This window comes from Streptomyces sp. CA-251387 (genome assembly GCF_050936625.1).
Taxonomy (GTDB): Bacteria; Actinomycetota; Actinomycetes; order Streptomycetales; family Streptomycetaceae; genus Streptomyces.
Map to the genome: position 1 here is coordinate 9,135,257 of NZ_JBNJMJ010000001.1, position 22,049 is coordinate 9,157,305.

At 68.8% G+C, this 22,049-nt stretch carries 18 protein-coding genes and 4 pseudogenes; 12 read left to right on the forward strand and 10 right to left on the reverse strand.

The window, feature by feature from the left end; all coding sequences use genetic code 11:
* Positions 1 to 34 precede the first annotated feature (34 nt).
* Positions 35 to 628 carry a TetR/AcrR family transcriptional regulator gene (locus tag ACQEV2_RS40790; RefSeq protein WP_433053769.1) on the forward strand — a complete coding sequence of 198 codons (594 nt, stop codon included), beginning with the start codon at positions 35 to 37 and terminating at the stop codon, positions 626 to 628.
* A gap of 761 nt (positions 629 to 1,389) precedes the next feature.
* Here ACQEV2_RS40790 and ACQEV2_RS40795 read toward each other — a convergent pair.
* Positions 1,390 to 1,836: a hypothetical protein gene (locus tag ACQEV2_RS40795; RefSeq protein WP_433053771.1), complete on the reverse strand. Its 447-nt coding sequence runs from the start codon at positions 1,834 to 1,836 to the stop codon at positions 1,390 to 1,392.
* A gap of 400 nt (positions 1,837 to 2,236) precedes the next feature.
* Between ACQEV2_RS40795 and ACQEV2_RS40800 the strand changes: the two genes are divergently transcribed.
* Positions 2,237 to 3,853, forward strand: a complete 1,617-nt coding sequence (locus ACQEV2_RS40800; protein WP_433053774.1) for a phospholipase D family protein — start codon at positions 2,237 to 2,239, stop codon at positions 3,851 to 3,853.
* A gap of 306 nt (positions 3,854 to 4,159) precedes the next feature.
* On the opposite strand, the gene ACQEV2_RS40805 is transcribed toward ACQEV2_RS40800, so the two are convergent.
* Together ACQEV2_RS40805 and ACQEV2_RS40810 are read right to left on the reverse strand one after the other, a co-directional pair.
* The gene (locus ACQEV2_RS40805) at positions 4,160 to 6,829 is read right to left on the reverse strand and encodes a SpoIIE family protein phosphatase (RefSeq protein ID WP_433053776.1); all 2,670 of its coding nucleotides are present in this window, start codon (positions 6,827 to 6,829) and stop codon (positions 4,160 to 4,162) included.
* A gap of 1,163 nt (positions 6,830 to 7,992) precedes the next feature.
* Entirely contained in the window at positions 7,993 to 8,193 is a 201-nt protein-coding gene (locus ACQEV2_RS40810; RefSeq protein ID WP_433053779.1) for a hypothetical protein, read from the reverse strand.
* Positions 8,194 to 8,274: 81 nt separating this feature from the next.
* Here ACQEV2_RS40810 and ACQEV2_RS40815 point away from each other — a divergent pair.
* The 3 genes and pseudogenes from ACQEV2_RS40815 to ACQEV2_RS40825 form a co-directional block, all read left to right on the forward strand.
* Positions 8,275 to 9,248, forward strand: a pseudogene (locus ACQEV2_RS40815) (winged helix-turn-helix domain-containing protein); the annotation flags it as partial.
* Between the two features lie 57 nt (positions 9,249 to 9,305).
* Positions 9,306 to 10,172 carry a GNAT family N-acetyltransferase gene (locus ACQEV2_RS40820; protein WP_433053781.1) on the forward strand — a complete coding sequence of 289 codons (867 nt, stop codon included), beginning with the start codon at positions 9,306 to 9,308 and terminating at the stop codon, positions 10,170 to 10,172.
* A gap of 827 nt (positions 10,173 to 10,999) precedes the next feature.
* Positions 11,000 to 11,200 (forward strand): hypothetical protein, encoded by a 201-nt coding sequence (locus tag ACQEV2_RS40825; protein WP_433053783.1) that lies wholly within the window; start codon positions 11,000 to 11,002, stop codon positions 11,198 to 11,200.
* A gap of 643 nt (positions 11,201 to 11,843) precedes the next feature.
* On the opposite strand, the pseudogene ACQEV2_RS40830 reads toward ACQEV2_RS40825, so the two are convergent.
* Positions 11,844 to 12,105: pseudogene (locus tag ACQEV2_RS40830) on the reverse strand (hypothetical protein); the annotation flags it as partial.
* Positions 12,106 to 12,133: 28 nt separating this feature from the next.
* Positions 12,134 to 12,232, reverse strand: a pseudogene (locus ACQEV2_RS40835) (hypothetical protein); the annotation flags it as partial.
* A 277-nt stretch (positions 12,233 to 12,509) separates the two neighbouring features.
* On the opposite strand from ACQEV2_RS40835, the gene ACQEV2_RS40840 reads away from it, so the two are divergent.
* Together ACQEV2_RS40840 and ACQEV2_RS40845 are read left to right on the forward strand one after the other, a co-directional pair.
* The gene (locus ACQEV2_RS40840) at positions 12,510 to 12,809 is read left to right on the forward strand and encodes a transposase (protein ID WP_433053786.1); all 300 of its coding nucleotides are present in this window, start codon (positions 12,510 to 12,512) and stop codon (positions 12,807 to 12,809) included.
* Positions 12,810 to 12,926: 117 nt separating this feature from the next.
* A pseudogene (locus ACQEV2_RS40845) lies at positions 12,927 to 13,184 on the forward strand (transposase); the annotation flags it as partial.
* A gap of 209 nt (positions 13,185 to 13,393) precedes the next feature.
* On the opposite strand, the gene ACQEV2_RS40850 reads toward ACQEV2_RS40845, so the two are convergent.
* Positions 13,394 to 14,578: an IS110 family transposase gene (locus tag ACQEV2_RS40850; protein ID WP_433055187.1), complete on the reverse strand. Its 1,185-nt coding sequence runs from the start codon at positions 14,576 to 14,578 to the stop codon at positions 13,394 to 13,396.
* Positions 14,579 to 14,813: 235 nt separating this feature from the next.
* Here ACQEV2_RS40850 and ACQEV2_RS40855 point away from each other — a divergent pair, with 235 nt between their 5' ends.
* Positions 14,814 to 15,419 carry a dihydrofolate reductase family protein gene (locus ACQEV2_RS40855; protein WP_433053789.1) on the forward strand — a complete coding sequence of 202 codons (606 nt, stop codon included), beginning with the start codon at positions 14,814 to 14,816 and terminating at the stop codon, positions 15,417 to 15,419.
* Between the two features lie 298 nt (positions 15,420 to 15,717).
* On the opposite strand, the gene ACQEV2_RS40860 is transcribed toward ACQEV2_RS40855, so the two are convergent.
* On the reverse strand, positions 15,718 to 16,797 hold the full coding sequence (locus tag ACQEV2_RS40860; RefSeq protein ID WP_433053792.1) for a carboxylate-amine ligase: 1,080 nt from the start codon (positions 16,795 to 16,797) through the stop codon (positions 15,718 to 15,720).
* A 509-nt stretch (positions 16,798 to 17,306) separates the two neighbouring features.
* Here ACQEV2_RS40860 and ACQEV2_RS40865 point away from each other — a divergent pair.
* A complete protein-coding gene (locus ACQEV2_RS40865) occupies positions 17,307 to 17,726 on the forward strand; it encodes a hypothetical protein (RefSeq protein ID WP_433053795.1) in 420 nt (139 codons plus the stop codon).
* A 261-nt stretch (positions 17,727 to 17,987) separates the two neighbouring features.
* Here ACQEV2_RS40865 and ACQEV2_RS40870 read toward each other — a convergent pair whose 3' ends face one another.
* Together ACQEV2_RS40870 and ACQEV2_RS40875 are read right to left on the reverse strand one after the other, a co-directional pair.
* Positions 17,988 to 18,422 carry a hypothetical protein gene (locus ACQEV2_RS40870; protein ID WP_433053798.1) on the reverse strand — a complete coding sequence of 145 codons (435 nt, stop codon included), beginning with the start codon at positions 18,420 to 18,422 and terminating at the stop codon, positions 17,988 to 17,990.
* Between the two features lie 343 nt (positions 18,423 to 18,765).
* Positions 18,766 to 19,236 (reverse strand): winged helix-turn-helix transcriptional regulator, encoded by a 471-nt coding sequence (locus ACQEV2_RS40875; RefSeq protein ID WP_433053801.1) that lies wholly within the window; start codon positions 19,234 to 19,236, stop codon positions 18,766 to 18,768.
* A gap of 25 nt (positions 19,237 to 19,261) precedes the next feature.
* Here ACQEV2_RS40875 and ACQEV2_RS40880 point away from each other — a divergent pair, with 25 nt between their 5' ends.
* Positions 19,262 to 19,723 (forward strand): PaaI family thioesterase, encoded by a 462-nt coding sequence (locus ACQEV2_RS40880; RefSeq protein ID WP_433055190.1) that lies wholly within the window; start codon positions 19,262 to 19,264, stop codon positions 19,721 to 19,723.
* A gap of 295 nt (positions 19,724 to 20,018) precedes the next feature.
* Positions 20,019 to 20,237, forward strand: coding sequence for a hypothetical protein (locus ACQEV2_RS40885; protein WP_433053804.1), 219 nt, complete (start codon positions 20,019 to 20,021; stop codon positions 20,235 to 20,237).
* Positions 20,238 to 20,413: 176 nt separating this feature from the next.
* On the opposite strand, the gene ACQEV2_RS40890 is transcribed toward ACQEV2_RS40885, so the two are convergent.
* Positions 20,414 to 21,412, reverse strand: a complete 999-nt coding sequence (locus tag ACQEV2_RS40890; protein ID WP_433053807.1) for a helix-turn-helix transcriptional regulator — start codon at positions 21,410 to 21,412, stop codon at positions 20,414 to 20,416.
* 137 nt (positions 21,413 to 21,549) lie between these two features.
* Between ACQEV2_RS40890 and ACQEV2_RS40895 the strand changes: the two genes are divergently transcribed.
* Entirely contained in the window at positions 21,550 to 21,945 is a 396-nt protein-coding gene (locus tag ACQEV2_RS40895) for a RidA family protein (RefSeq protein ID WP_433055193.1), read from the forward strand.
* Positions 21,946 to 22,049 lie beyond the last annotated feature (104 nt).

The following is a 22,049-nucleotide window of genomic DNA, read 5'->3' on the forward strand; positions in this document are numbered from 1 at the left end:
AATGGAATCCGAAAGCTAGCGGTATCCTGCGAGGGTGGCAAGACTCACCCGGGCCGAGAGCCAGGCCCGCACCCGCGAACACATCCTCGACACCGCGTACGCGCTCTTCCTGGACGCCGGCTTCACGGCAACCTCAATGGAGCGTGTCGCCGAGACGGCGGGCTACTCGAAGGGGGCGGTGTACTCCAACTTCGCCACCAAGAACGAGCTGTGCCTGGCCGTGCTCGACCGCATCGCCGCGGAACAGGTGACACAGTTGACCGCCGCCATGGGCGACGCGCCCCACTTCGAGGACCGGCTCGCGGGATTCGCCCGCTGGGCCGACGAGACCATCGGCGACAGCTCGTGGACCTCGCTGGAAGTCGAGTTCGCCACCGCCAACCGCCGCGACAAGCAGGTGAGCGAGCAGCTCGCCCACCGTCGGCGCACCGTCACCGGCGCGCTCGCGGACCTGATCCGGGCGCAGGCGGAGGAACTCGGCATCACACCTGCCCTGCCCGCCGACACCGCCGCCCTGACCCTGCTCAGCCTCGGCATCGGGCTCGGCGTCCAGCGCGCGTTCGACCCGACCGTACCGGTGCAGCCCCTCGTCGACCTGCTGCGCAGCGTCATGAGTGGGTGCCCCTGAGGGTGCCATGCCGCCGCGCTGACGGTGCGGGCACCCGGCTGGAAGGGGAGGCTCGGAGGCGAGTGAGGCGATCGGCGCGACAGGTGTATTGCCGAGGGCATGAACCACTCCACCACCCCAACCCCCGGACCGGCCCGCAGGGCGTCGTCGGGATGCCCGACAGGCGCCCGTGTCGTCCTCTACACCGCGACTCTCGACTCCCAAGTAGCGGCCAAGATGCTGGTGGCACTGCGCGGGTTCACTCACGCCCTGGGTGCCGTCACGCAGGAGCCCTACGACCTGGTCCCGCTCGGCGCGCCCGCCGCCACCGCGTGGCATCGTGCGCCGCCGAACGCGCCTCCAGGGGCGAGGGACGCGCCTCCAGAGGCGAGGCGACGGGAGTCGTTGCCCCCGCCGAGGAGGAGATCGCCGGCACCCGGGCGACTTCGGGCTCGGCGGGCAGGCCGGACCAGACCGGCCTTGGAGAGAAGTTCTGTACAGGCTCATTTTCGCCACGCCCGCGTCGGCGGTGATCGTGCCGATGGGGGTCGCAGCCACGACCGTCGGCGTAGAACCGGCGGGCCGCAACCGCGAGAAGACGCTCCCGGGTCGGCCGCCCAATGCCCTTTGGCGGTGCCGGTCGCGCGCCGCTACCTGAACCGGAGACGGGAGACAAAGGCTCACTCCTGGGCTGCCCGTTAGTGCTGCAGCCGCAGTTGCTGTGATCCACGACTACCCGACCGATCGGGCACGCCTGTTAACCCGCTGGGGCAAGTTCGCTGCTACACAAGCTCGAACCTGACCGGCGCCACGGATGGTATGGAGATTGTGTCGCCCTCAGCGAGACCTTGAGGGTCCTCGTAACCGACGGGTAGCACGATCAACATCGTGTGCGGACGCGGCAGCCACCCAACGTCTTGAGGCGGACCGCAATACCCGATGTCGATCACCCGTACCAACTGCTCTGGGATACCCACGCCGCAGCTGTCGCCCGCAGATAGCGTCCAGGGGGCAGGATCGGTCTGGAAGAGGCTGATCCGAGACTCGAAGGAGCCTTGCTTGCGCGGTATGGCGTACTGTCCGTTCCACTGGATTTCAGAGTCAGGATCGATCTGCTCCCATGGCCAGACGATGGACACGTCCCAGTCCGAGACCTTGACCACCCGTGTAGGGGTGAAGGCACAGCTGACACGCAAGATGTCACCCACCTTGATCGTCTCGTCGTTCATGATCACCCCTGTCGCCCCCTGCCACGTGTGAACTGCACCGTAACGCGCGGTTGGCGTGGAGCGGCTTCGGGCTGGAGCTGCCATGGAGCGAGAGAAGCTGGGGCCTAAATACCGCAGCCCCAGTTGCGGGGGTCGTTGGCCGCGGCGGCGGTAGTGGCTGAGGCGGGCTCGGTCATGCGTGCGGCGCCTTTGGCCCAGGTCGGCCTCTGACCTGGCCGAGGACGCCGCGGCGAGACCGATCGGGTACGGCGAGTAGGCGGTGAGGCGGCGCGAGGCCTCGAACCGGCCTGCCCCGCATCACCCTCCGCGCTGTGGTACGCCCGTGCCGTGGACGTGGGTCTGTTCGTGGTGAGGGCGCAGGATCTGGGTACACGTGGGTGTTGGCAGGAGGATCTGAGCTGTGGAACTCACCGACTGGCTGCTGACCTCGGGTGAACGCGGCAACAGCGCCACACGGCTGGACAGCCGCCGATCGGATGGGGTGGCTTGGTCGGACGGGAACCTGGTACGGCCCCTCATCCACGGCGCGACGTACTTCCCGGCACTCCTGCGGGCGATCCGGGCGCAGCGCGCCGGAGACCTGCTCCTGTTCACCGACTGGCGGGGCGACCCCGACGAGCGCCTTGACGGCCCCGGGAGTGAAATCGGCACCGTCCTGGCCGAGGCAGCGGAGCGCGGAGTGATCGTCAAAGGGCTGCTCTGGCGCTCCCACCTGGACCGCTTCCAGTTCAGTGAGGCGGAGAACCGCCACCTGGGCGAGGAGGTCGAAGCGGCGGGCGGCGAGTGCCTGCTGGACATGCGGGTACGCCCCGGCGGCTCGCACCACCAAAAGCTCGTCGTGCTCCGGCATGCCGACCGCCCGGAGCTTGACATCGCGTTCGTGGGCGGTACCGACCTGTGCCACAACCGCCACGACGACGCGACGCATCAGGGGGATCTGCAGTCACTGCCCATCGCCGCCGCGTACGGACCGCACCCGCCGTGGCATGACATCCAGCTCGCGATACGCGGACCGGCCGTCGGCGACATCGAGGCCTGCTTCCGCGAACGCTGGGACGACCCCGCGCCGCTCACCCGCAGCCCGCTCGTCCGCCTGCGGGAACTCGTTCACGGCGAGGACATACGTGCCGACCCGCTACCACCCCAGGCACCGGACCCGGCGCCCTGCGGCACACACACCCTCCAGATCCTGCGCACCTACCCCAACCGGCTGCTGCGCGGTTACGACTTCGCCCCCGACGGCGAGCGCAGTATCGCCCGCGGCTACCGCAAGGCGTTGCGGCGGGCCCGGGCCCTGATCTATCTCGAGGACCAGTACCTGTGGTCTCCGCACGTGGTGGAGTGCTTCGCCGAGGCACTGACCGCCAACCCCGGCCTACGCCTGACCGCGGTCATCCCCTCCGTGCCCGAACAGGACGGCCGGCTCACACTGCCGATGAATATGATCGGCAGGATCACGGCCCTGGACAGTCTGCGCCGAGCCGGCGGTGGGCGCGTCGCGGTGTACGGGCTGGAGAACCATGCCGGGACACCGGTGTATGTCCACGCCAAGGTGTGCGTGATCGACGATGTGTGGGCCTCGGTCGGATCGGACAACATCAATCTCCGCTCCTGGACCCACGACTCCGAACTCACCTGTGCCGTCCTGGACGAGACCACGGATCCCCGCGAGCCGCGCGACCCTGGCGGCCTCGGGGACGGCGCGCGCAGCTTCGCCAGGGATCTGCGCCTGGAACTCTCGCGCGAGCACCTGGACTTGGAAGCACCCGTGACCCCGCACGCGCCCGACCGGCTCTGTGATCCCTTGAACGCCTTCGAGGCTTTCGCGGCGAGCGCTGCCGCACTGGACGCGTGGCATGACAACGGCCGCCGCGGCCCCAGGCCACCTGGGCGTTTGCGCACCTATCGCCCGCTGAGCCTTTCGGGTACGGCCGAGACGCTGTGCACGCCTCTGCATCGCCTTTTCGTCGACCCCGACGGCCGGCCGTTCAGGCTGCGGCGCCGCAACGAGTACTGATGACCGAGTGGAGTGAACCGGTCGCTGAACCGTTTCCAGCCTGGCCCAATGTGCGTGCGCCGACCGGTCTGCGGGTGGCGTTCACTAGCGGGGTCATTTCCAGACCACTGAGGACCAGGGGAAACTACGCTCGGTAGTTCTCACCGGCCCGTTGGTTCGTCCGCTGCGCTGTGCCCTGGATGGGCCCGCCCAAGGGGACGCTGCGAGCGCCGGTCCAGCTGTTGGAGCGGAGTCTCCCGGTCCCTGCCTGCACGATGCCGCTTCGCGTCCATGGCATCCAGTTGGTCGGCATCAGCACTGCCGTCGTCACCAGTCCGGGCCCTCGCCTTGGGCGAGTTGGTCGATCAGCGTGTCGCCCAGCGCGGCGAGGGACGTTTCCTCTGCTCCGTCGGACAGCCGCTGCTCGCTCCAGATGACCTTCCCCTCGACCGTGTACCGAGTGCCCCAACGCTCGGAGACCTGGGCGACCAGGAAAAGGCCCCGGCCACCCTCGTCCGTCGTGGCCGCATACAGCAGGTGCGGGGAGGTGCTGCTGGCGTCGGAGACCTCGCAGATCAAGCTGCGGCTGCGCAGCAGCCGGACCTGGATGGGCTCGCTGGCGTAGCGGATGGCGTTGGTGACCAGTTCGCTGAGGATCAGCTCGGTGGTGAATGCGATCTCCTCCAGCTCCCACTCCGCCAGCTGCCGGGTGACGTCGGCGCGGACGCGGGAGACGGCCGCGGGGTCGCGTGGTACGTCCCAGACGGCGACCTGGGCGGGGTCCAGGATCCGCGTGCGGGCGACGACGAGCACGATGTCGTCGCTGGGGTCGGCGGGCTGTAGCGCGTCGATGACCGCCTCGCAGGTCTCCTCCGGCGTACGGCCGGGCTGGGCGAGGGTGCGGCTCAGGATATCGAGGCCGACATCGATGCTGCGGTTGCGATGCTGGACGAGCCCGTTGGTGTAGAGAGCCAGCCCGCTGCCCTCGGGCAGGCGGAATTCGGCGGTCTCGAAGGGGAATCCGCCGAGACCGAGGGGTGGCCCGGCGGGCAACTCGAGGAACTCCACCCGCCCGTCGGGGCGGACGAGGACGGGCAGAGGGTGACCGGCCCGCGCCACGGTGCACCTCCCGGAGACCGGGTCGTAGATGGCGTACAGGCAGGTCGTACCCGTGATCTCCACCTCGTCAGCCTCCCGGCTCTGGTCGATCTCTGTGACCAGCTCGTCCAGGTGCGCCAGGAGGTCGTCAGGGGAGAGGTCGAGGGCGGAGAAGTTGTTGACCGCGGTCCGCAGTCGGCCCATCGTGGCCGCGGCGTGCACACCGTGGCCGACGACATCGCCCGTTACCAGCGCGACGCGCGCGCCGGGCAGCGCGATGACATCGAACCAGTCGCCGCCCACCCACGGCGCCGGCAGATAGCGGTGCGCGACATCGAGAGCGTCCTGCTCGGGCAGGAAGCGGGGCAGCAGGCTGCGCTGCAGCGTCACTGCCGTGGTGTGCTCGCGGATGTAGCAGCGGGCATTGTCGATGTGGACGGCGGCTCGCGTGACGATCTCCTCGGCCAGCGTCAGATCGTCCTCCTCGAAGGGCTCGGGCCGCTGCGACCGCCAGAAACTCACCAGACCCAGCACCACGCCTCGTGCGCGCAGCGGAACCGTGATTACCGAATGGATCCCGTAGGCGAGGAGTCTTGCGACACACTCGGGCTCCTGGCTCCGCCACACGTCGGCGGAGTTCAGGTCCGCCTCGAGAATCGCCTGGCCGCCCGCCAGGCTCCGGCCCTGCGGCGTGGCGGGGCGGAATCGGATCAGTTGACCCTCCGGATAGAGGGGGTGGTCGTCACGGATGGCGCCGATGGCCGCTCTGCGCATCTCCGCGCCCGGGCGTGGCTTCTCGCCGTGCGAGACTGGGTCCGCCAGGTCGACCGCGCCGAAGTCGGCGAACCGCGGTACCGTCACTTCCGCGAGCTCCCGGGCCGTGCGCTCCACATCCAGCGTCCTTCCGATGCCCACGCTCGCGTCGTACAGCAGCCGCAGCCGTTCCTTCGCCACCGCCACCCGGCCCGAGAGCACCTGCAGCTCGGTGGTGTCGCGGAGCGTCGCCACGCCTCCTGGCGGCCCGCCGTCCAGATCTGTGGGCCGGTGGTTCACCGCGAGCAGGCGGTCCCCTGCTGGATGCACTTCGTCGGTGGCGACCCGGCCCGAGATCAGCAGCTCTGAGGTGCGTGGCTCCAGCCCGAGCTCGCTGATGTGACGCCCCTCGGCGTCCGGAGGCAGATCGAGCAGCCGCTGCGCCTCGTCGTTGGCCAGCAGCACCCGACGGTCACCTCCGACGATCACCACGCCCTCGCGGACGGAGTGCAGGACCGCGTCGTGGTGCTCGTACATCCGGGTCATCTCGGCCGGGCCGAGGCCGTGGGTCTGACGCCGCAGGCGCCGGCTGATCAGTGCCGACCCGCCCGCGGCGAGGGCGAGCACCCCGGCGGCGGCGCCCACCACCATGGGCAGCTGGCGCTTCACCACCTCGTTCACGCTTTCGATAGTGATCCCGACGGACACCAGTCCGATGACCTTGCCGTCGGTGTCGATGACGGGGACCGTCGAATCCACGGCGGGGCCCAGGCTTCCTTCGAAGGTCGATGTGTGGGACTTTCCGGCCAGTCCCTCCTCGTACGTGCCGAAGACGTGTTTCCCGATCAGGTCCGGATCGGGGTGCGTGATGCGGTACCCGGCCGGAGTGAACACGACGATGTAGTCGACATGGGACAGCTTCCGGGCCGCTTCGGCGCGCGGCTGCAGCACCGCGGTCGGGTCGTCGGACTTCAGGGCCTCGCGAACCGCCGGGGAGGACTTCACGAAGGTCTCGGCGACAGCGAGCGAGCGCTGGCGGGCCTCCTGCGTGCTCTCGTGCCTGGCTTGCAGTACGAGCGCCAGCACGGCAACAACCACGAGCATTACGATGACCGTCAACTGCAGGACGAACACCTGACGGGCCACGGTGCGCAACCTCAGCCGTGAGCGCAGGCGCCTTCCCGTCGACGAGGGTGCGGCCCCGGGCCCGTGGTTACGCTCGTGCTGCGTCTCCTGCTCGCCTCCGGACCCCGGACGCCCACGTCGCCGGTGTGAACACCGTCCTGTGAACTGGCGGAACCATGAGACCAAGAATCCGCCGGAACGTCTGGTTATGTGCACATTTCCCACACTAAGAGAAAGTCGGAGGGGCGGCTGCCGTCATGCCGCGCTGCGTCGCTGTCGCTGCGAGTGCCGCGACAGCGTTGACATGCGGATCTACGGCAGTACCGATCAGGAGGGCCCTGGCCGGATTGTGCGCAGGGGGCGATATCTTCGAGGCGGCGCTGACAGACCCCGCGGAGTGACGTCCCGTGTGTATGAATCGTGGTGGCAGTGCCGCGGACCAGGGAGACCCACACTTGTGGTTCTCACTGGCCCGATAGACGGTTGGATGCAGCAGCCCGGCGCCCTGACCCGCGGCGATCTGGCCGCCCGGCTGCGCGAGGCGCTCGCGGCTCTGCCCGCAGCATGACGCTCGCGCTCGGCTTGCGCATGCAGGACCACGAGCCGGCCGAGCCGGTTGCCGGGGACGACTGACAGCAGGCCACGGACCTACGGCCTGGGACACGGGGGTTCGCGAGTACCACCACAACCCACCACCGCCCCCGATGCAGGGCCCGCTTCGCGGACGCTCAGTGGTGAGGTGCTCAGTCACACCAGGTGTGACTGAGCACTACCCTGTGATGTGGGGCGTCGCCGGCTTCGGTTCAAGCCGTGTGACCCGCACGGAGAACGAGCTGCGCAATGCCTGCGCAAGCTATCGGCCGTGGGAGGGCGAGTGGCCCAGGGATCCCCTGATCGGTATCCGCCCGAAGGCCGACCGCTCGTCCGTGTGCCCGATTACGCATGGCTGCCGGTCAGGTACTCCACTGAAACCTCGCGCCCGCGCAAGCTGTGGTGGCGGGTCAGGGCGGCGCTGCGTTGGCCGCAACGAGCCCGGAGGCAGTCACGGTGAACGGAATCGGTAGGGCGATGCCCTTGCAAGCCCTGCCTGGTTCAACCCACCAGTAGGCCCCAGCGCAGGAGGCTCCTTCGGTTGGGGAAGATGCACAACTCATCCGCCCCAACCGAAGGCTTGCGGCGGTGGATCAGGAGTAGTCGCCGCGTTCGGCCCGGCGCAGGATGTCGCGCTCCCGGCCGGTCTGGGCGTCGAGTGAGTCCTCGTGGTCGATGACGATGGTGTCGTCGGCCGGCTGGGCGCGTACCTGAGCTCCGTAGGCGTCGGTCGCCTTTACCAGGAGAGCATCCTGATGTTGGGCGGGTCGGCTTTGGATCAGGTAGGACTCCACGACGTCGTACCACGAGTGTGTGGTCGACGGCTTGGTCCCGGCTGCCTGTCGAACGGACCTACGGCTGGCTGATGTTCCACCGCTGAGGTCGCCCGCCGGTTGCGGGTCAGCTCGAATTCGGCGTACCAGGGGTAGCAGGCTTGGCGGGAGGACGGGGCCGAGGCGTTGGCCCCCTTGGGCGCGAGCGGGCAGCGCTGCAAGCTGTCGCCGCATTGTCGGGAAAGCTGGCCGACTACCTGGAACAAGGGCCGGCTGCGCCCGGCTGGGACGAGGACCAGGTGGGGACCGGGGCCGGGGTGGTGACGCTGATCGGCAGGAAGTCTCACGTCTCCTACAGCGTCTCGGGCGCGACGAGGCTGATGCGCCGGATCGGGTTCACGCCGCAGGTCCCGGCCCGCAGGGCCGCGGAACGCGACGAGGAGGCCGTCACCTCCTGGAAGGAGGTGACGTGAACGGAGGTAGAACCACCTGGGCGGCCTGCGGCGGCTGGATCTGCTTCGAGGGCGAGGCGGGGTTCACACACAGGTCGCCGACCGGACGTACCTGGGGACGGCGCGGCATCACCCCGGTCGTGGAGGTGAACGGCCCGGCTTCGGGCGGTACTTGGTCGCCGCTGATCGCGATGCGTCCGGGCTTGCGGACCCGGCTGTGCCATCGGCTGCGACGCCAACCGGACGCAAGGGCGAGCGCCGCAGCTTGTCCGAGCGCGACTACACCGCCCTCGTCGACGGCGTGCACCAACTGGTCAAGGCGCCGATCGTACTCGTGTGGCACCGCCTGAACACCCACGTTTCCCACAAGATGAGCGCCCTGATCGACACACGCGCCTGGCTGACGGTGTTCACCCTGCCCGCCTACGCGCCCGAGCTGAACGCGGTCGAATACCTGTAGGCCCACGTGAAACACAGCCTCGCGAACCTCGCCGGCGTTGCCCTCGACCGACTCGCCGCGCTCGTGCACAACCGACTCAAGCGCCTCCAGTACCGCCCCGACGCCCTCGATGGCTCCTCGCCGGGACCGGACTCGCCATCGACCTCGCGCCACCATCACCTTGAAGTGCCTGGTCAGTTAATCGGTTGCAGGCCACCGAGACGGGGTGTCTGATCCGGGCCATGACGATTGTGCTGAGGACGCCGACGGCCGACGGAGTGCGCGAGGCCATTGCGGCGCTGCGGGAGTGGCAGCACGACGAAACGCCGATGCAGCTGCATCCCGGGGACATCGGCTGGAACTACCGGTTCGGAACGGCCGAGACGACCGCGGTGGTCCGGACCTGGAGCCGGGACGGACGGATCCTCGCTGTCGGGATGCTGGATTCGCCGACGTTGGTGCGGATGACGGTCGCTTCCGACGCTTTCCAGGACGAGGACTTGGCGCGGCGGCTCGTCGAGGACTTCTCGCTGCCCGAGCGTGGCGTGCTGCCGGAAGGAGCGGTGTCCATCGAGGCGCCGCAGGGGCTGCTGCTCCACGACCTGTTGACCAAGGAGGGCTGGGGCGTCGACGAGCCGTGGACGCCGCTCTTCCGCGACCTCGCCGAAGCGGTGGAGGACACCGGCGTGCGGATCAAGGAGATCGGCCTGGAGCAGGCACAGGACTTCGCCGACGTCCTGCGGTCCGCGTTCAACACCACGAGGCCCACGCGCGAGTACCGGCACAAGATGTCCGCGGCACCGTTTGACGCCGACGCCCGCTGCCTGGGTGCTTACGACGACCAGGGCAACCCCGCGGCGGTGGTGACGGTCTGGTCGGCCGGCCCGGGGAAGCCGGGGCTGGTCGAGCCGATGGGGGTCCACGCGGACCACCGCGGTCGCGGCTATGGCCGGGCGATCACCGTTGCCGGGGCGGCCGCCCTGCGGGAGATGGGCTCGTCGAGCGTGCGCGTGTGCACGCCGAGCTCCAACGTCGGCGGCGTCGCCACGTACAAGGCGGCCGGGTTCGCGGCAAGGCCGGAGATCGCCGACCGGATCCGGAAGGTCTGACGTAGGGTCTGCGGACCTTCTCACCATGCCGCAGCTCCTCGTACGGCGGCCATGCGGGCCAGAGCCTCGTGCGGCAGCCGTACGAGGCTCTGCTCTCGGCTCGATCGGACATCCACTGCTCCAAACCCCAGATCGGTCAGAGCGAGGGAGTCATCGAGGGTGTACAGCAAGCAACTCCCGTGCTCGGCGGCGTAGTCAAGGAGGAACTGGTGCGCCTGCTCGGATCGCGGCCGGCCAAGGCAAAGCCCGCCGGCAAGACAGCCTGAAGCGGGAGGAGGATCCGTGAACGCGTTCGGGATGAGCCCGGCCGAGGTCGCCGACGCCCTCCGGGTCCCTGAGCCGCAGAACCGGGTCATGGCGCGAGGTCTTCGTGACGGAAGGCACCTTCGGGCTGTTGGATGACGGAGAGATCCCGGTACATTCCGTCGACTGGTCCTTCTGCGCTCACAGGAGGTCGGTGGCGTGCAGATGTCGCGGTCGGTTTTCGTGAGGGAGGACTGGTTGGAGTCGGAGCACTACCGCGATCGCCTTCCTTTGGAAGGCGTCCCGGCCACCGATGAATCGCCCTGGCTGTTGTAGACGCGCGTCCCGCTGCCGCAGCGGGACCGGGCGTGACCGGTGTGACGATTCGGCCGTTTGGGAGAGTGTGAGTGTTCGACCGTGGATTGGGGACGATGGCCTCTGGGCGTTGATCGAGGCGTTGTTGCCGCCCTGGCCACAGAAGGCACCCGGTCCGAAGCCGGTGGATGACCGGTTGTGCCTGCAGGGCATCCTGTACGTGCTCTACAACGACGTCAGGCCAGTTCGACACGGTCCGCGAGGTCGGCATGGGCCCGTTGGTCGACAAGGTGGTCCTGTCGACGGCTTCGGCGCACGGCGGCGGGCTGATGGAACCGGGCGCCCAAGTGGTGTTCCAACGCGGGGACCTGGTGCTGACCTACACGATCGCCGGGCCGAGGCGCTGGCCTCCATCCTGGAACACCCGGAAGTGGTGGCCCACGCCGACGGCCATCGGCGCGGCGGGATGAACCTCGCTTCCCTCACGTTGGACGCCCTGCGCGGCGAGGACGTACACGGACGGGCGATGCAGGCCCCCTACCCGAAGCTGCGGGCCCTGCTGCGGGCGGTCGGGGACGCTCCACACGAGGCGGACGACACCCGGGACATGCGGTTTTGCCTGCCTGATGGGCACGGCCGAGAGCAGTGGCTGAGGCTGGATGAGATCCCTGTGCCGCCGACTACCCCAGCCGCCTGGCCGCGCTCGTAGACGCCCGTCGGCGGCGCGGCGGGGTCGGTGCGAAGCCGTGCAGCACCCGGTCGTCGTTCGCTCCCGGGCACAGGCCAAGTCCCGCCAGCAGGCCGCAGCTCTGACGGCCCGCGGCCCGTACGGTAACCAGGCCAGCCCAAGCGGCTGGTCAGCGAAGGCGAAAGGAGAGGGCTCGGGTGGCTGAGGAGAAGACGGACGGATTACCGCCGCATTCCTTACTCGGCCAAGTCGGCATCGACACCGACTTGCACTGTTCCGCCAACGTCGATGGGCTTTCCGGCCAGCTCGCGGGGAATGGCCCCGCTCAGGTCGCCCAACGGGCACCGCGCACAGGGCGCCGGCCAGCGGCCACGTTGGGGCGACGGCGGCGGTGAACGCCACCGCCGCACAGTCCGCGGCTCGCGCTAGGTCGGCGCGGGGAACGGTGCTTTGCGCGCGGTCGGCTCCATGAGCCATCGGGCGGTGCCGCTCCGGGGGTCGTGCGGTGAACCCGGTGGGTTCCCGATGGCTTCGGAGCGGTGCGGGTGGGTTTCGTAGTCGCGCGCCAGGCGCCGGTGCAAGCATGAGCCAGCCGTAGGTTCGCTCGACCGTCCACCGCTTCGGGATCGGGGTGAATCCCCTGGTCCCGGGGGCGCGTTGGACGATTTCGAGGTCGATGCCGAGGGAGGTAGGCCCACTGGCAGCCGGTGCGGTCCACATACAGGATCGCGTTCGTGGTCTCGCGCAGGTCGTGCTGGGGCGGCCGGGCGAAGTCCAGGGCCCGGCCACTGCAGACTCCCCAGCACCAGATCATCAGCAGGCGGAAAACGACAGATAACACTGCACCGCAGAGGAAAACGACCTCTGAGAGGGCGTTTATGCAGGTCAAGCCCTATATGCGACTCTCGCCCCTGCCATGCTTTGAGGGCTTTCGTTCCCTAGGTGCCGAATGGCGCTCTCCAGGGCGGAGGCTCGGCCGTCCGTCTCGTTCGCTTCTGTGATCGGAAGTCCGTCTGGTTTGAAGCTGCCATGGAATCGCCCGATAAACAGCGGAACCGAACCCTCCGCCTCGCCCATGATCACGCTACGCCGTGAACCAACGGAAGCCGTACCCCAGCGACCGGTCCGACGCCCGACGGGCCCTGATCGAGCCGACGTTGACGGTATGGAGAAAGGCCCGACTCGACCGCAGACCAACCGGACAGCCGGCCAAGGTCGATTTACGGGACGTCTTCAGCGCGATCCTCTACGTGAACCGCACCGGAATCCCCTGGAAATACCTCCCGCACGACTTCCCGAACCATGGCACCGTCTACGCCATGCCGCGAAGAAGATCGTCGGCCGGAAGCGTGGCATCCTCACCGACACGATCGGCCTCATCCTCGCCGTGACCGTCACCACCGCCGGCCTGTCGGAAAACGCCCTGGGAATCCGCCTCCTCGACCAGGCGAAGGAGACGTACCCGACCATCTCCAAGAGTTGGGTCGGTCACCGGCTTCAAGAATGCCGTCGTCGAGCACGGAGCCACCCTCGGAATCGACGTCGAGGTCGTCAACCGGAATCCGGAGACCCGCGGCTTCGAGGTCGTGGAAAGGCGCTGGGTGGTGGAGCGGAGTATCGGTTGGATCATGATGCGCCGCTGCCTCGCCCGCGACTACGAGACCCTCACCGCCAGCTCCGAAGCCATGATCCACATCGCCTCGATCGACAACCTCGCCAAGCGCATAACGGACGAGACGACACCCACCTGGCGTGGAACGTACTAGAACGTTAACGGCAATCTGCCCACTTCGAACGCCCTCTGAGAACCCATCTTTGAACCGGCCGCCGGGCCCTCCGAAGCGGTGCTGCTCCGCCGACCTGATCGGTTGCAGCGTCATGGTTTTCTCGTTGCTCCACAGCGCGGCCGATGAGTTTGTGGCTCGGGGCCGGTCCAAGCTGGTGACACCTAGGAAAGGACTTCCCAATCGTGATGTCAAGCCGCTGCCGTGACGGGAGGTGAACCTTGATAGCACTGTCCGTCACGAATCATCGCCCACAGGACGTTGAGCCTGCGGCGTGCGAGAGAGAGCAGAGCCTGCTTGTGGCCCTTTCCTTCGCTTCTCTTCCGCTGGTAGTACGCCTTGGAGGCGGGGCAGGTGGTGATGCTGACCATCGCCGAGAGGTACATGCTTCGCAGCGGTCCGCGGTGGTAGCGCTTGGGTCTGCGCAGATTGCCGCTGACGCGGCCGGAGTCGCGGGGCCTTGGGGCCAGGCCGGCGAAGCCGGCCAGGCGGTCGGGGCTGCCGAAGGCGTCCATGTCACCGCCGGTCGCGGCGATGAACTCGGCGCCGAGTTTCGCTCCCATGCCGGGCAGGCTGCGGATCACTTCGGCGTGCGGATGCTCGCGAAACTTGGCCTCGATCAGGGCGTGGAGCTCGGCGATCTCCTCATCAAGGGCCATCAGCCCCTTCGCGAGGCGGACCACCATGGCGGCGGCCAGCTTCTCGCCGGGCAGCGCGGTCTGCTGGGCCTGTGCGGCTTCCACTGCCGTCTTCGCGAGTGCGGCGGCGCCGCGGATCTTGCAGTTCTTCAGCCAAGTCTCGATCCGCTTCGCGCCGGCTCGCCGGATCGCGGCAGGGGTCTGGTAGCCGGTCAGCAGCATCACGGGCCCCTTGTTGACCAGGTCCAGCGACCTCTCCAACGCCGGGAAAATCTCCAGCAGTTGAGCGCGAAGGCGGTTGATCTGCCGAGTGCGGTCGAACACCACGTCCAGGCGCCGGGTGGTCAGGGTGCGCAGGTCGACGGCGATCTCGTCGCCGGGCCGCAGGAGGCCGAGGTCACGGCGGACGCGGGCCTGGTCGGCGATGACGAACGCGTCCTTCGCATCGGTCTTCCCCTTGTAGGTGGCCGAACCCCGGTGGACGGCCAGGCCGGTGAGGTAGGCCATGGGCTGGCCGTGGCTGAGGAGCAGGTCAATCAGCAGGGCGGCACCGCCATGGTTGAGGTCGACGGCCCACAGCACGTCGGCGGATATCTCCAGGACGTCGCCGATGAGCTGGAGCAGCTCGGTCTCGTCGTTCAGGATCCGGCGGGACAGCAGCCGCTCGCCGTCCGCGTTAATCACCACGCAGTGGTGATGCTCCTTGCCGATGTCCACCCCGGCCCAGATCTCGGGCACGTCCCTCCGCCAGCTCGTCGTCACTTCGATCCCGCAGACGACCTCGCCGACGTTGTCCTGCAGCAGCGATCGAGTCGCGTCTCCCAATTGGCGGTCGAGTCGTCGCGGGGCCCCGGGCGGCCAAGTCCTTTGAGCCATCCAAAAGGCGCCCGCCGTGCAGCCATACCCAAAGCCCCTGGGCCCTCCGACCTTACGAATGACCAGAGCAACCACCCTTGAAAGGTAGGACACCGCCATGTCGGAGCTTCTCGTCGACTTCATCACCTCCCTCGATGGCCACGCATCGGGAGAGGGGTGGCCCGGGTTCTGGGGCCTCGAGGGCCCGGAGTACCTCGCATGGCTCGGCGAGCAGCCCGAGGCCACCTACCTGATGGGAGCGAACACCTACCGTCTGATGTCGGGCTTCGCCGCAGGCGAGGTCCCGAGTGGCCAAGACGAGTTCAGGCCCGAAGAGGAGGCGTCCGTCGACGAACTCACGCAAGCGTCCAAGGTGGTGTTCTCCTCCTCACTCGAGGAGCCGCTGACGTGGGCCAACTCCACGCTCGTGCGCGACGACGCCGTCGAGGCGGTCCGCGCCATGAAGTCGAGTGGCTCGGGGCTCCTCAGTACGATCGGCAGCCTCAGCCTGTGCCGGTCCCTGCTACGAGCCGGACTCGTCGACCGCTTCCGGGTCGTGATGTTCCCGGTGATCACCGGGGCCACGGGCGAAGAACGCATCTACGACGGCTATCCGGACATTGTCCTCGAGATGATCGATCACCGCACTTTTGACGGCCGCATCCAGTTGGTCGAGTACAAGCCCCGCGTGCTCGAGCACCCGCCGCTCGGCGTCCCTGCGTGACGTCGCCCCGTCCGCCGGTCTGGACGGCCGCCAGGTCGGCGCCGGCGGGCGCGGAGCAGCGCGCGGGGGGCGCGGACCTCCCGGAACAAGCTCGATGCGGTGTGCTTGCTGTAGTTCAAGTGGTAGTGGTCGGCGGCGGCTTCGGTGAGTTCGTCCGGCACTCCAACGCTGAAGGGAGCACGGTCTCGTGGTCGGTACCCGTGAGCAACTCGCGGTCCCTTCGCGGCCATGCGTCGGACCAGGTTGCCTGCCGGCTGGAAGCAGTCAGGGGGCAACGGGGCAGACGCGGCGTCGTGTTCTACCTGGTGATGAGGTCGGTCACCGCTCGGATGCCGCCCTCGGTGAGGGCGGTGCGTTGGCGGTCCGCGCCGGTTCCGTGCTGTAGGAGGTGGTCGATCAGGGATGTCACCTGCGCTGTGTCGCCGGAGGCGTCGAGGGCGGGGGTGATGTGGAAGAGGAGTCGGCGCAGCACTTCGCCGGCTGGGCGGGTGTTGCCGTCCAGGTCGACGAGGGTGTCGCTCAGACCATGACGGGCGGCGTGCCACAGGCTCGCGCGTAGCAGCTCAGGGGCGCACTCGGGGGCGGGGGCGTCGGCCGAGACCGCGTCGAGTTCCGTCTGGACGAGGGCCCGGACCACGCCCGCGAGCTTCACCGCGTCATCGACGCGCAACTGGACGTCCAGGCACCGCACCTCCAGGGTGGGATACGGGGCCGAGAGACGGGCCAGCCAGTACACCTGCCCGATGTCCGAGATCAGCCCGCTCTTCAGCAGCCGTTGCACGCGCCGGTCGTAGTCGGCCACGTCGTGGAAGTGCGGGGGCATGCCGCTGACCGGCCAACGGCCGAAGATCACCGTGCGCCAGCTGGCGAAGCCGGTGTCGTGGGCGTCCCAGAGGGGTGAGTTCGCCGACATGGCCGTGAGTGTCGGCAGCCACACCCGGAGCCGGTTCATGAGCTGCAGTCCTTCCTCGCGGCTGGGCACCGCGACATGGACGTGCATGCCGTTGACCAGCTGGTCGGCCACCAGCTGCGGGGCCTGCGCGCGCATGGCGCGGTAACGGACCTTGTCGGTGACGGCCACGGGGCGGCTGTGCCGCAGCGGGGAGGTTCCGCAGGGTGCGAGCCTGCAGCCGTGCCGTTCGGCCGCCGTCCCGACGGCGTTCCGCAACCGCAGCAGATGCCCCCTGACCTCCTCCAGGGACTCGCACACCGGGGTGGCCACCTCGACCTGAGCCTGCAGCAGCTCGCTCTGCACCTCCTGATCGGCCACGAACGGCGCGAGCCCAGCCGTGGCGCGCACCTTGTCGGCCAGCGGCACGGGCAGACCCGTGACCGGGTCGAGCAACAGGTACTCTTCTTCCACACCGATCGTCGTCATCGGCCGCCTTCTGTTCCGCCCCCGTCGCCGGAGTCCTGATCTCACCGTGCCGGTCACCTGCTCACCCCCGACGGGTGCGCACTCACCGGGTGAACCGAGTGCCTCGATCACTGCAGGAGAAACCGGTCCCGCTGACCCGTATTTCGGACCCTGTCGCGCTCACCGCCAACCACAGGCCGTCCGCACCTCACTGAGGGGAGTGGATGACACGACCACCACGGGAGAAGGCGCCGCGACGAGGAACGCTCCGACCATTCACGTCGGCGCACGGGATGCCGCGTTCGCCGAACCACGGGCGAGGGTTCCGCCGACCTACCCCGCCCCCGTGGCCGACGCCGTCCGCGAGGACCGGCCGGTGTGGGTCGGCAGCCAGGAGGAGATGGCTCGCTTCTCTGCGCGCACCGCGGTGGCCCTCCCGTACCCGTCGGCGCTGGTGGCCGCGCCGGTGACCGGCGTGCGGTCGTGGGGTTCCCTGGTGCTGATCCAGCCGACCACGCGCCCGGCTGGTCATGATCAAGCGGGAGCGGGGCAACACGAATTCCGGTTGCCGACGGCTGGCTCGGCTGCTGGAGGAGACCGTCGAGCGGGGCGCCGCGGTCCGCCGTGAACAGCCACGTGTTGTCTGCGTCGGAACCGGCCGACGGGCGGCGGGCCGGCAGTCGGCCGCCGCCGACTTCGTCGAGCGGCTGCCGGCGGCAGCTGTGCCGTGGTCCTGGAGGGGCGCTTCACCTGCTAGCACCGTCACACCGGCTGGCGCCGGTCGGCTGGACCACCTCACGCATCACGCCGTCGGCCTGGCCGAGGTCGCCAGGGTCCAGGACGTCGTCGACCTGGTCGCCGACCAGATCACGCCCACCTACGGCGCCCGCGGCCTCGCCCACCCCTCGCCGACATCGACCAGGACCTGGGGCACCTCGACACGCTGCTGAGCAAGACCGCCACCACCGCGCAGCGCACGGACGACGTCATCCTTCTTGTGCACCGGTGCGAGGAACGCCGCTGACCACAGGGGGCACAGGGCGGGCAGCAACGCGGCGCGGCCGGATCGCGCCGTTGATGAGCGACGGCTGCCGAACGGTGCTTGCCGCTCGGGTGCGCGGCGCCATCATGACGACCGGTGACTTCGCTGCCGCGGTCAGCGCGGTCGCGTCACAGAGACCTGCGGGCCACGGTCGGGAGGCCGCGGCCGCTCAGAAGTCCGTCGGCAGCCCGCTCGCCTCGGCGATGCCCCGCAGTTCCTGGTTCTCCCTGTGCCGCTCCTTGACGTAGTCGGCGATTTCGCCGAGGCGGACCGGATCGGCAGCGGTGTTCGCGTCCGTGACGATCCTGATCGGGTCGGCCTCCTCGACGTCGATCTCGACCAGCTCGTTGTCCAGCCGGCCGGTCACTGCGGTGGCGATGACCAGGGCGGCCTCGTCTCGCACCTCTTGGGGCAGTTCGTCGTCGGATCCTGGGTCGAGCGTGAGGTCGACCCTGAAGAGGCGCTCCTCTTCGATCGCCTTCAGCACGGGTGCCACCGCGCGCAGCAGACGGCTGTAGTCCTCCGCGTCCATCTGCAAGCGGAGGAGGTCCAGGTACACGTCCACGGGCCGGCCGTCGCCATATGGAATCTCGGAGTCGTTCATCTCCTTCGGGTTTCCCGTAGGACGCGGTTCAGACCCGTTGTCAGCGGGCCATTGCGAAAGAGAACGCATCGAAGAGCGCCAGCCTGCCCTCTCCGTGACCGAGCCCTGCGCCGCCCGGCGGGCCCGGAGCCCGACCGGTCCGTGCCAACGCACTCGTGTCCATGTGGACCTCCCGGCAATGTGGGCCACCCGGCAATCCGGAGCCCCGGCCCGGCCACCACACACGCTGCTTGCCGTCGGCCGGGCCGTACCTCATACCGGCACGGCGCCGACATCACAGACCACCACCCGCGCAGCGCGCCGACCGCACTCATCCCCACCCATGCGGCGCCCGGCACCGTCCTCATCGTATGGTCACGTGCGCCGCGGCACCAGGCCGTGTGTAAGCCTGCCGCGGGGCGAGAGGACCGTGGTCGCCCGCGCAGACGACGACCGTCTCCAGCGGTTCACCGCAGTCACGGTGACGGACTTCCAGAGGCGGCCCCTCCGGATCCGCCGTGTAGCGGTCGCCCCACTGCTTCAGGGCGAGCATCACCGGCCACAAATCCCAGCCCTTGCGGGTGAGCCGGTACTCGTGACGCGTGCGGTGGCCCGGCTCGCGGTACGGGACCGTATCCAGGATCCCGGCGGCGACCAGTTTGCGCAGCCGGTCCGCCAGTACCGCCTCCGACAGTCCCACGTGCCGGCGGAAGTCGTCGAAGCGGCGCACGCCGTTCATGGCGTCGCGCAACACCAGAAGCGACCACTTCTCGCCGATCAGATCGAGTGTGCGCTGCACCGTGCAGTTCTCGGTGCTCGTCTCCAGCCAGGTCATGTCGTCATCGTAGGCTGACTTCGACATTGACAGCCAGCTATTCGACGTCGGCCAGGAGAGTGGCCTCGACTTCCTGCGCAGCGTGCTTCGCGGACGTCTGCCCGCCCCGCCCATCGCCGCTACGCTCGGATTCACCCTGGAGCAAGTCGAGTTCGGCCACGCCGTCTTCGCCTTGGAGCCGGGGGAGGAGCACTACAACCCCATCGGCAGCGTCCACGGCGGCGTCTACGCCACCCTCCTCGACTCGGCCGCGGGCTGTGCGGTGCAGTCGGTGCTTCCGGTCGGCATGGGGTACACCTCGCTCGACCTGAGCGTGAAGTTCCTGCGTCAGGTCACCGTCGACACCGGCAAGGTCCGTGCCGTCGGCACCGTTCTCAACCACGGCCGCCGCACGGCCCTGGCACAAGCCGAACTGCTCGACTCCGAGGACCGCTTGCTCGCCCATGCCACGAGCAGCTGCATGCTCTTCCCCATCCCGCCGAGCTGACAACGGCAACAGCACGACCGCGTATTCGTCGCCCGACTTCAGGTGAACCGTCCATGACGACCGCTGCCGCACGCGCCGTAGCTCACGAGCCCTGCGCAACGCCCTTGACGAACAGGAGGCCGTCGATGGCCGTCAGGTGGGCCGGATCCGAGCGGGGCGTAGCCGCACCAGGGTGACAGGCCGGGTGCGAGGCGGTGCGCCTGCGGACGCCGCCGCGGGGTTCTGGCCGTTCCTCCGGCGTCCACTGCTGCGGGAAGGGCAGGCCCGCAGGGTACCCGCCGTCCTCTGGCCGAGCGTGAGCATCGCCTCTGTGACCTCGCCGTACGCCGCATCGGGGATCGCGGTGGCGGCCTCCTCAAGGATCAGCAGCCGTGCCCCGGGGGTCGCGCGCGATCGCTCCGCCGTTGCCGACGGGGAAGAACCGGTCGCGCCGGCCGTGGTCGACGAGAGTGGGGACCTCGATCTCGGCCAGGCCACCGCTCCACCCGCCGACCTGCCCGGCACGAACGGCTGATCGCCAAAGGCGGGGAACGGCTGGCTCTGGACTACTGCCTGGGGGCCCTGGTGCGCAAGCCGGGAGCCCTGGCGGGGCCGACCGGGCTCGAACAGGCCAAAGCCACAAGGAAGTTCACCCCGATCCACGATGTGTAGTGGGCTTCGGCCTGCTGGGGCGTGTTTCGGATGTGCTTGTCACAGCAACTCGTTGATGGCCGTTTCGAGGACCGTGGCTTCGTAGCGGGTGGCGATCGTGGTGGCGCGGTTGTGAAGGGCGGTGCGCAGTGATGCCGGGGTCAGGGCTTCTGCGTCCGTGCTGAGTTGCCACAGCGCCCACTCGGCGTGCCGCAGGTCCTGGAAGGTCACCTCCAGTCGCAGCCAGCCGTCTGTGTCGGGTTCTGCGGCGCGGACGGCGACCACGGTGTTCAGCAGGTCCTCCCGCCGCTCGGGGTTCACCCGTACCAGCACGGCGATGTGGTCGGCGGACAGGAACTGCGCGCAGCGTTCCCGCCAGACCCGGTCCAGATCAACCGCGTTCGGTCGCTGTGCCGCTTCTGGGAGTTCCTCGGCGGCCAGTACCCGCGACAGCCGGTAGGTGCGGTCCGCGCCGGATCTCGTGGCGAGCAAGTAGCCCCGGTCGCGCACCGTGACCAGGCCGATCGGGTCCACCGTGCGCCACTGCGGTGCCTGGTCCGTGGCCGCGTAGTGGATGCGCAGTTTGTGTCCGGCGAGCACCGAGCGCCGGATCTCGGTCATTGTCGTGCCGGGCACCTCCTCGGTGATCGGCCGGCGGGAGAGCAGGTCGGTCTCGGGCTCGACGAGAAATCGCTGGGCCGCGTCGCTCGCGGTGGCCTGATGGCCTTCGGGGAGTGCGTCAACCACCTTGCGCATGGCCGAAGCGAGCGCCGAGCCGAGGCCGAATGCCTGCTCGCCACGCCCCGATCCGGCGGTCAGCAGGGCAAGGGCCTCGTCTTGGTTGAGTCCGGTGAGCTCGGTCCGGAAGCCGGGCAACAGCGCGAACCCGCCGTGCCGGCCGCGTTCGGCGTAGACCGGGACGCCGGCTGCGGACAGCGCCTCGATGTCGCGCAGCACGGTACGGGTGGACACCTCAAGCTCGCGAGCCAGCATGTTGGCGGTCAGCCGACCGCGCTGACGGAGCAGCAGCACCAGCGAGACCAGCCGATCGGCGCGCATATGAGGACCTTATCGAATACATGACCAAGGGTGTCATCTTTTCTTGGGAGGCTCGTGAGCATCGGCGTCATCGATGGCGACCGACGCGCCGATGGACGTCCGTAACTCCCGACGAATCGCATGGAGCTGAAGTGGCAGTGGAACGAACGGCAGTCAACCCGGTGTCCTGGTCCGTGGAGATGGGATTCAACCAGGGTGAGATCGTCTGCGGGCACACGCGGACCCTGTACTGCTCCGGACAGACCGCGATGAGCGCCGAAGGCAAGCCGCAGCATGACGGCGACATGGCCGCACAGCTGGCGCTGAGCCTGGACAACCTGGAGGCTGTGCTCGGCGAGGCCGACATGTCCCTCGCGAACCTCGTCCGGGTCAACGTCTACACCACAGACGTCGATCTGCTGTTCGCGCACTACGGCGTGCTGGCGTCGCGGTTGGGCGCCGCCGGGGTAGCACCGGCCACCACGATGCTCGGGGTGACACGGCTGGCGATTCGCGGCCAGATGGTCGAGCTCGAGGGGACCGCCGTCGCCTGACGCGACCTCGCTGCCTCTGCCGCTCGGGTGATTGCCGGTGCCGAGCACGACCCGGAAGCATGCTACCGCTCGCTGACCGTCCGGCGATCGGCCGAGCAGCACCG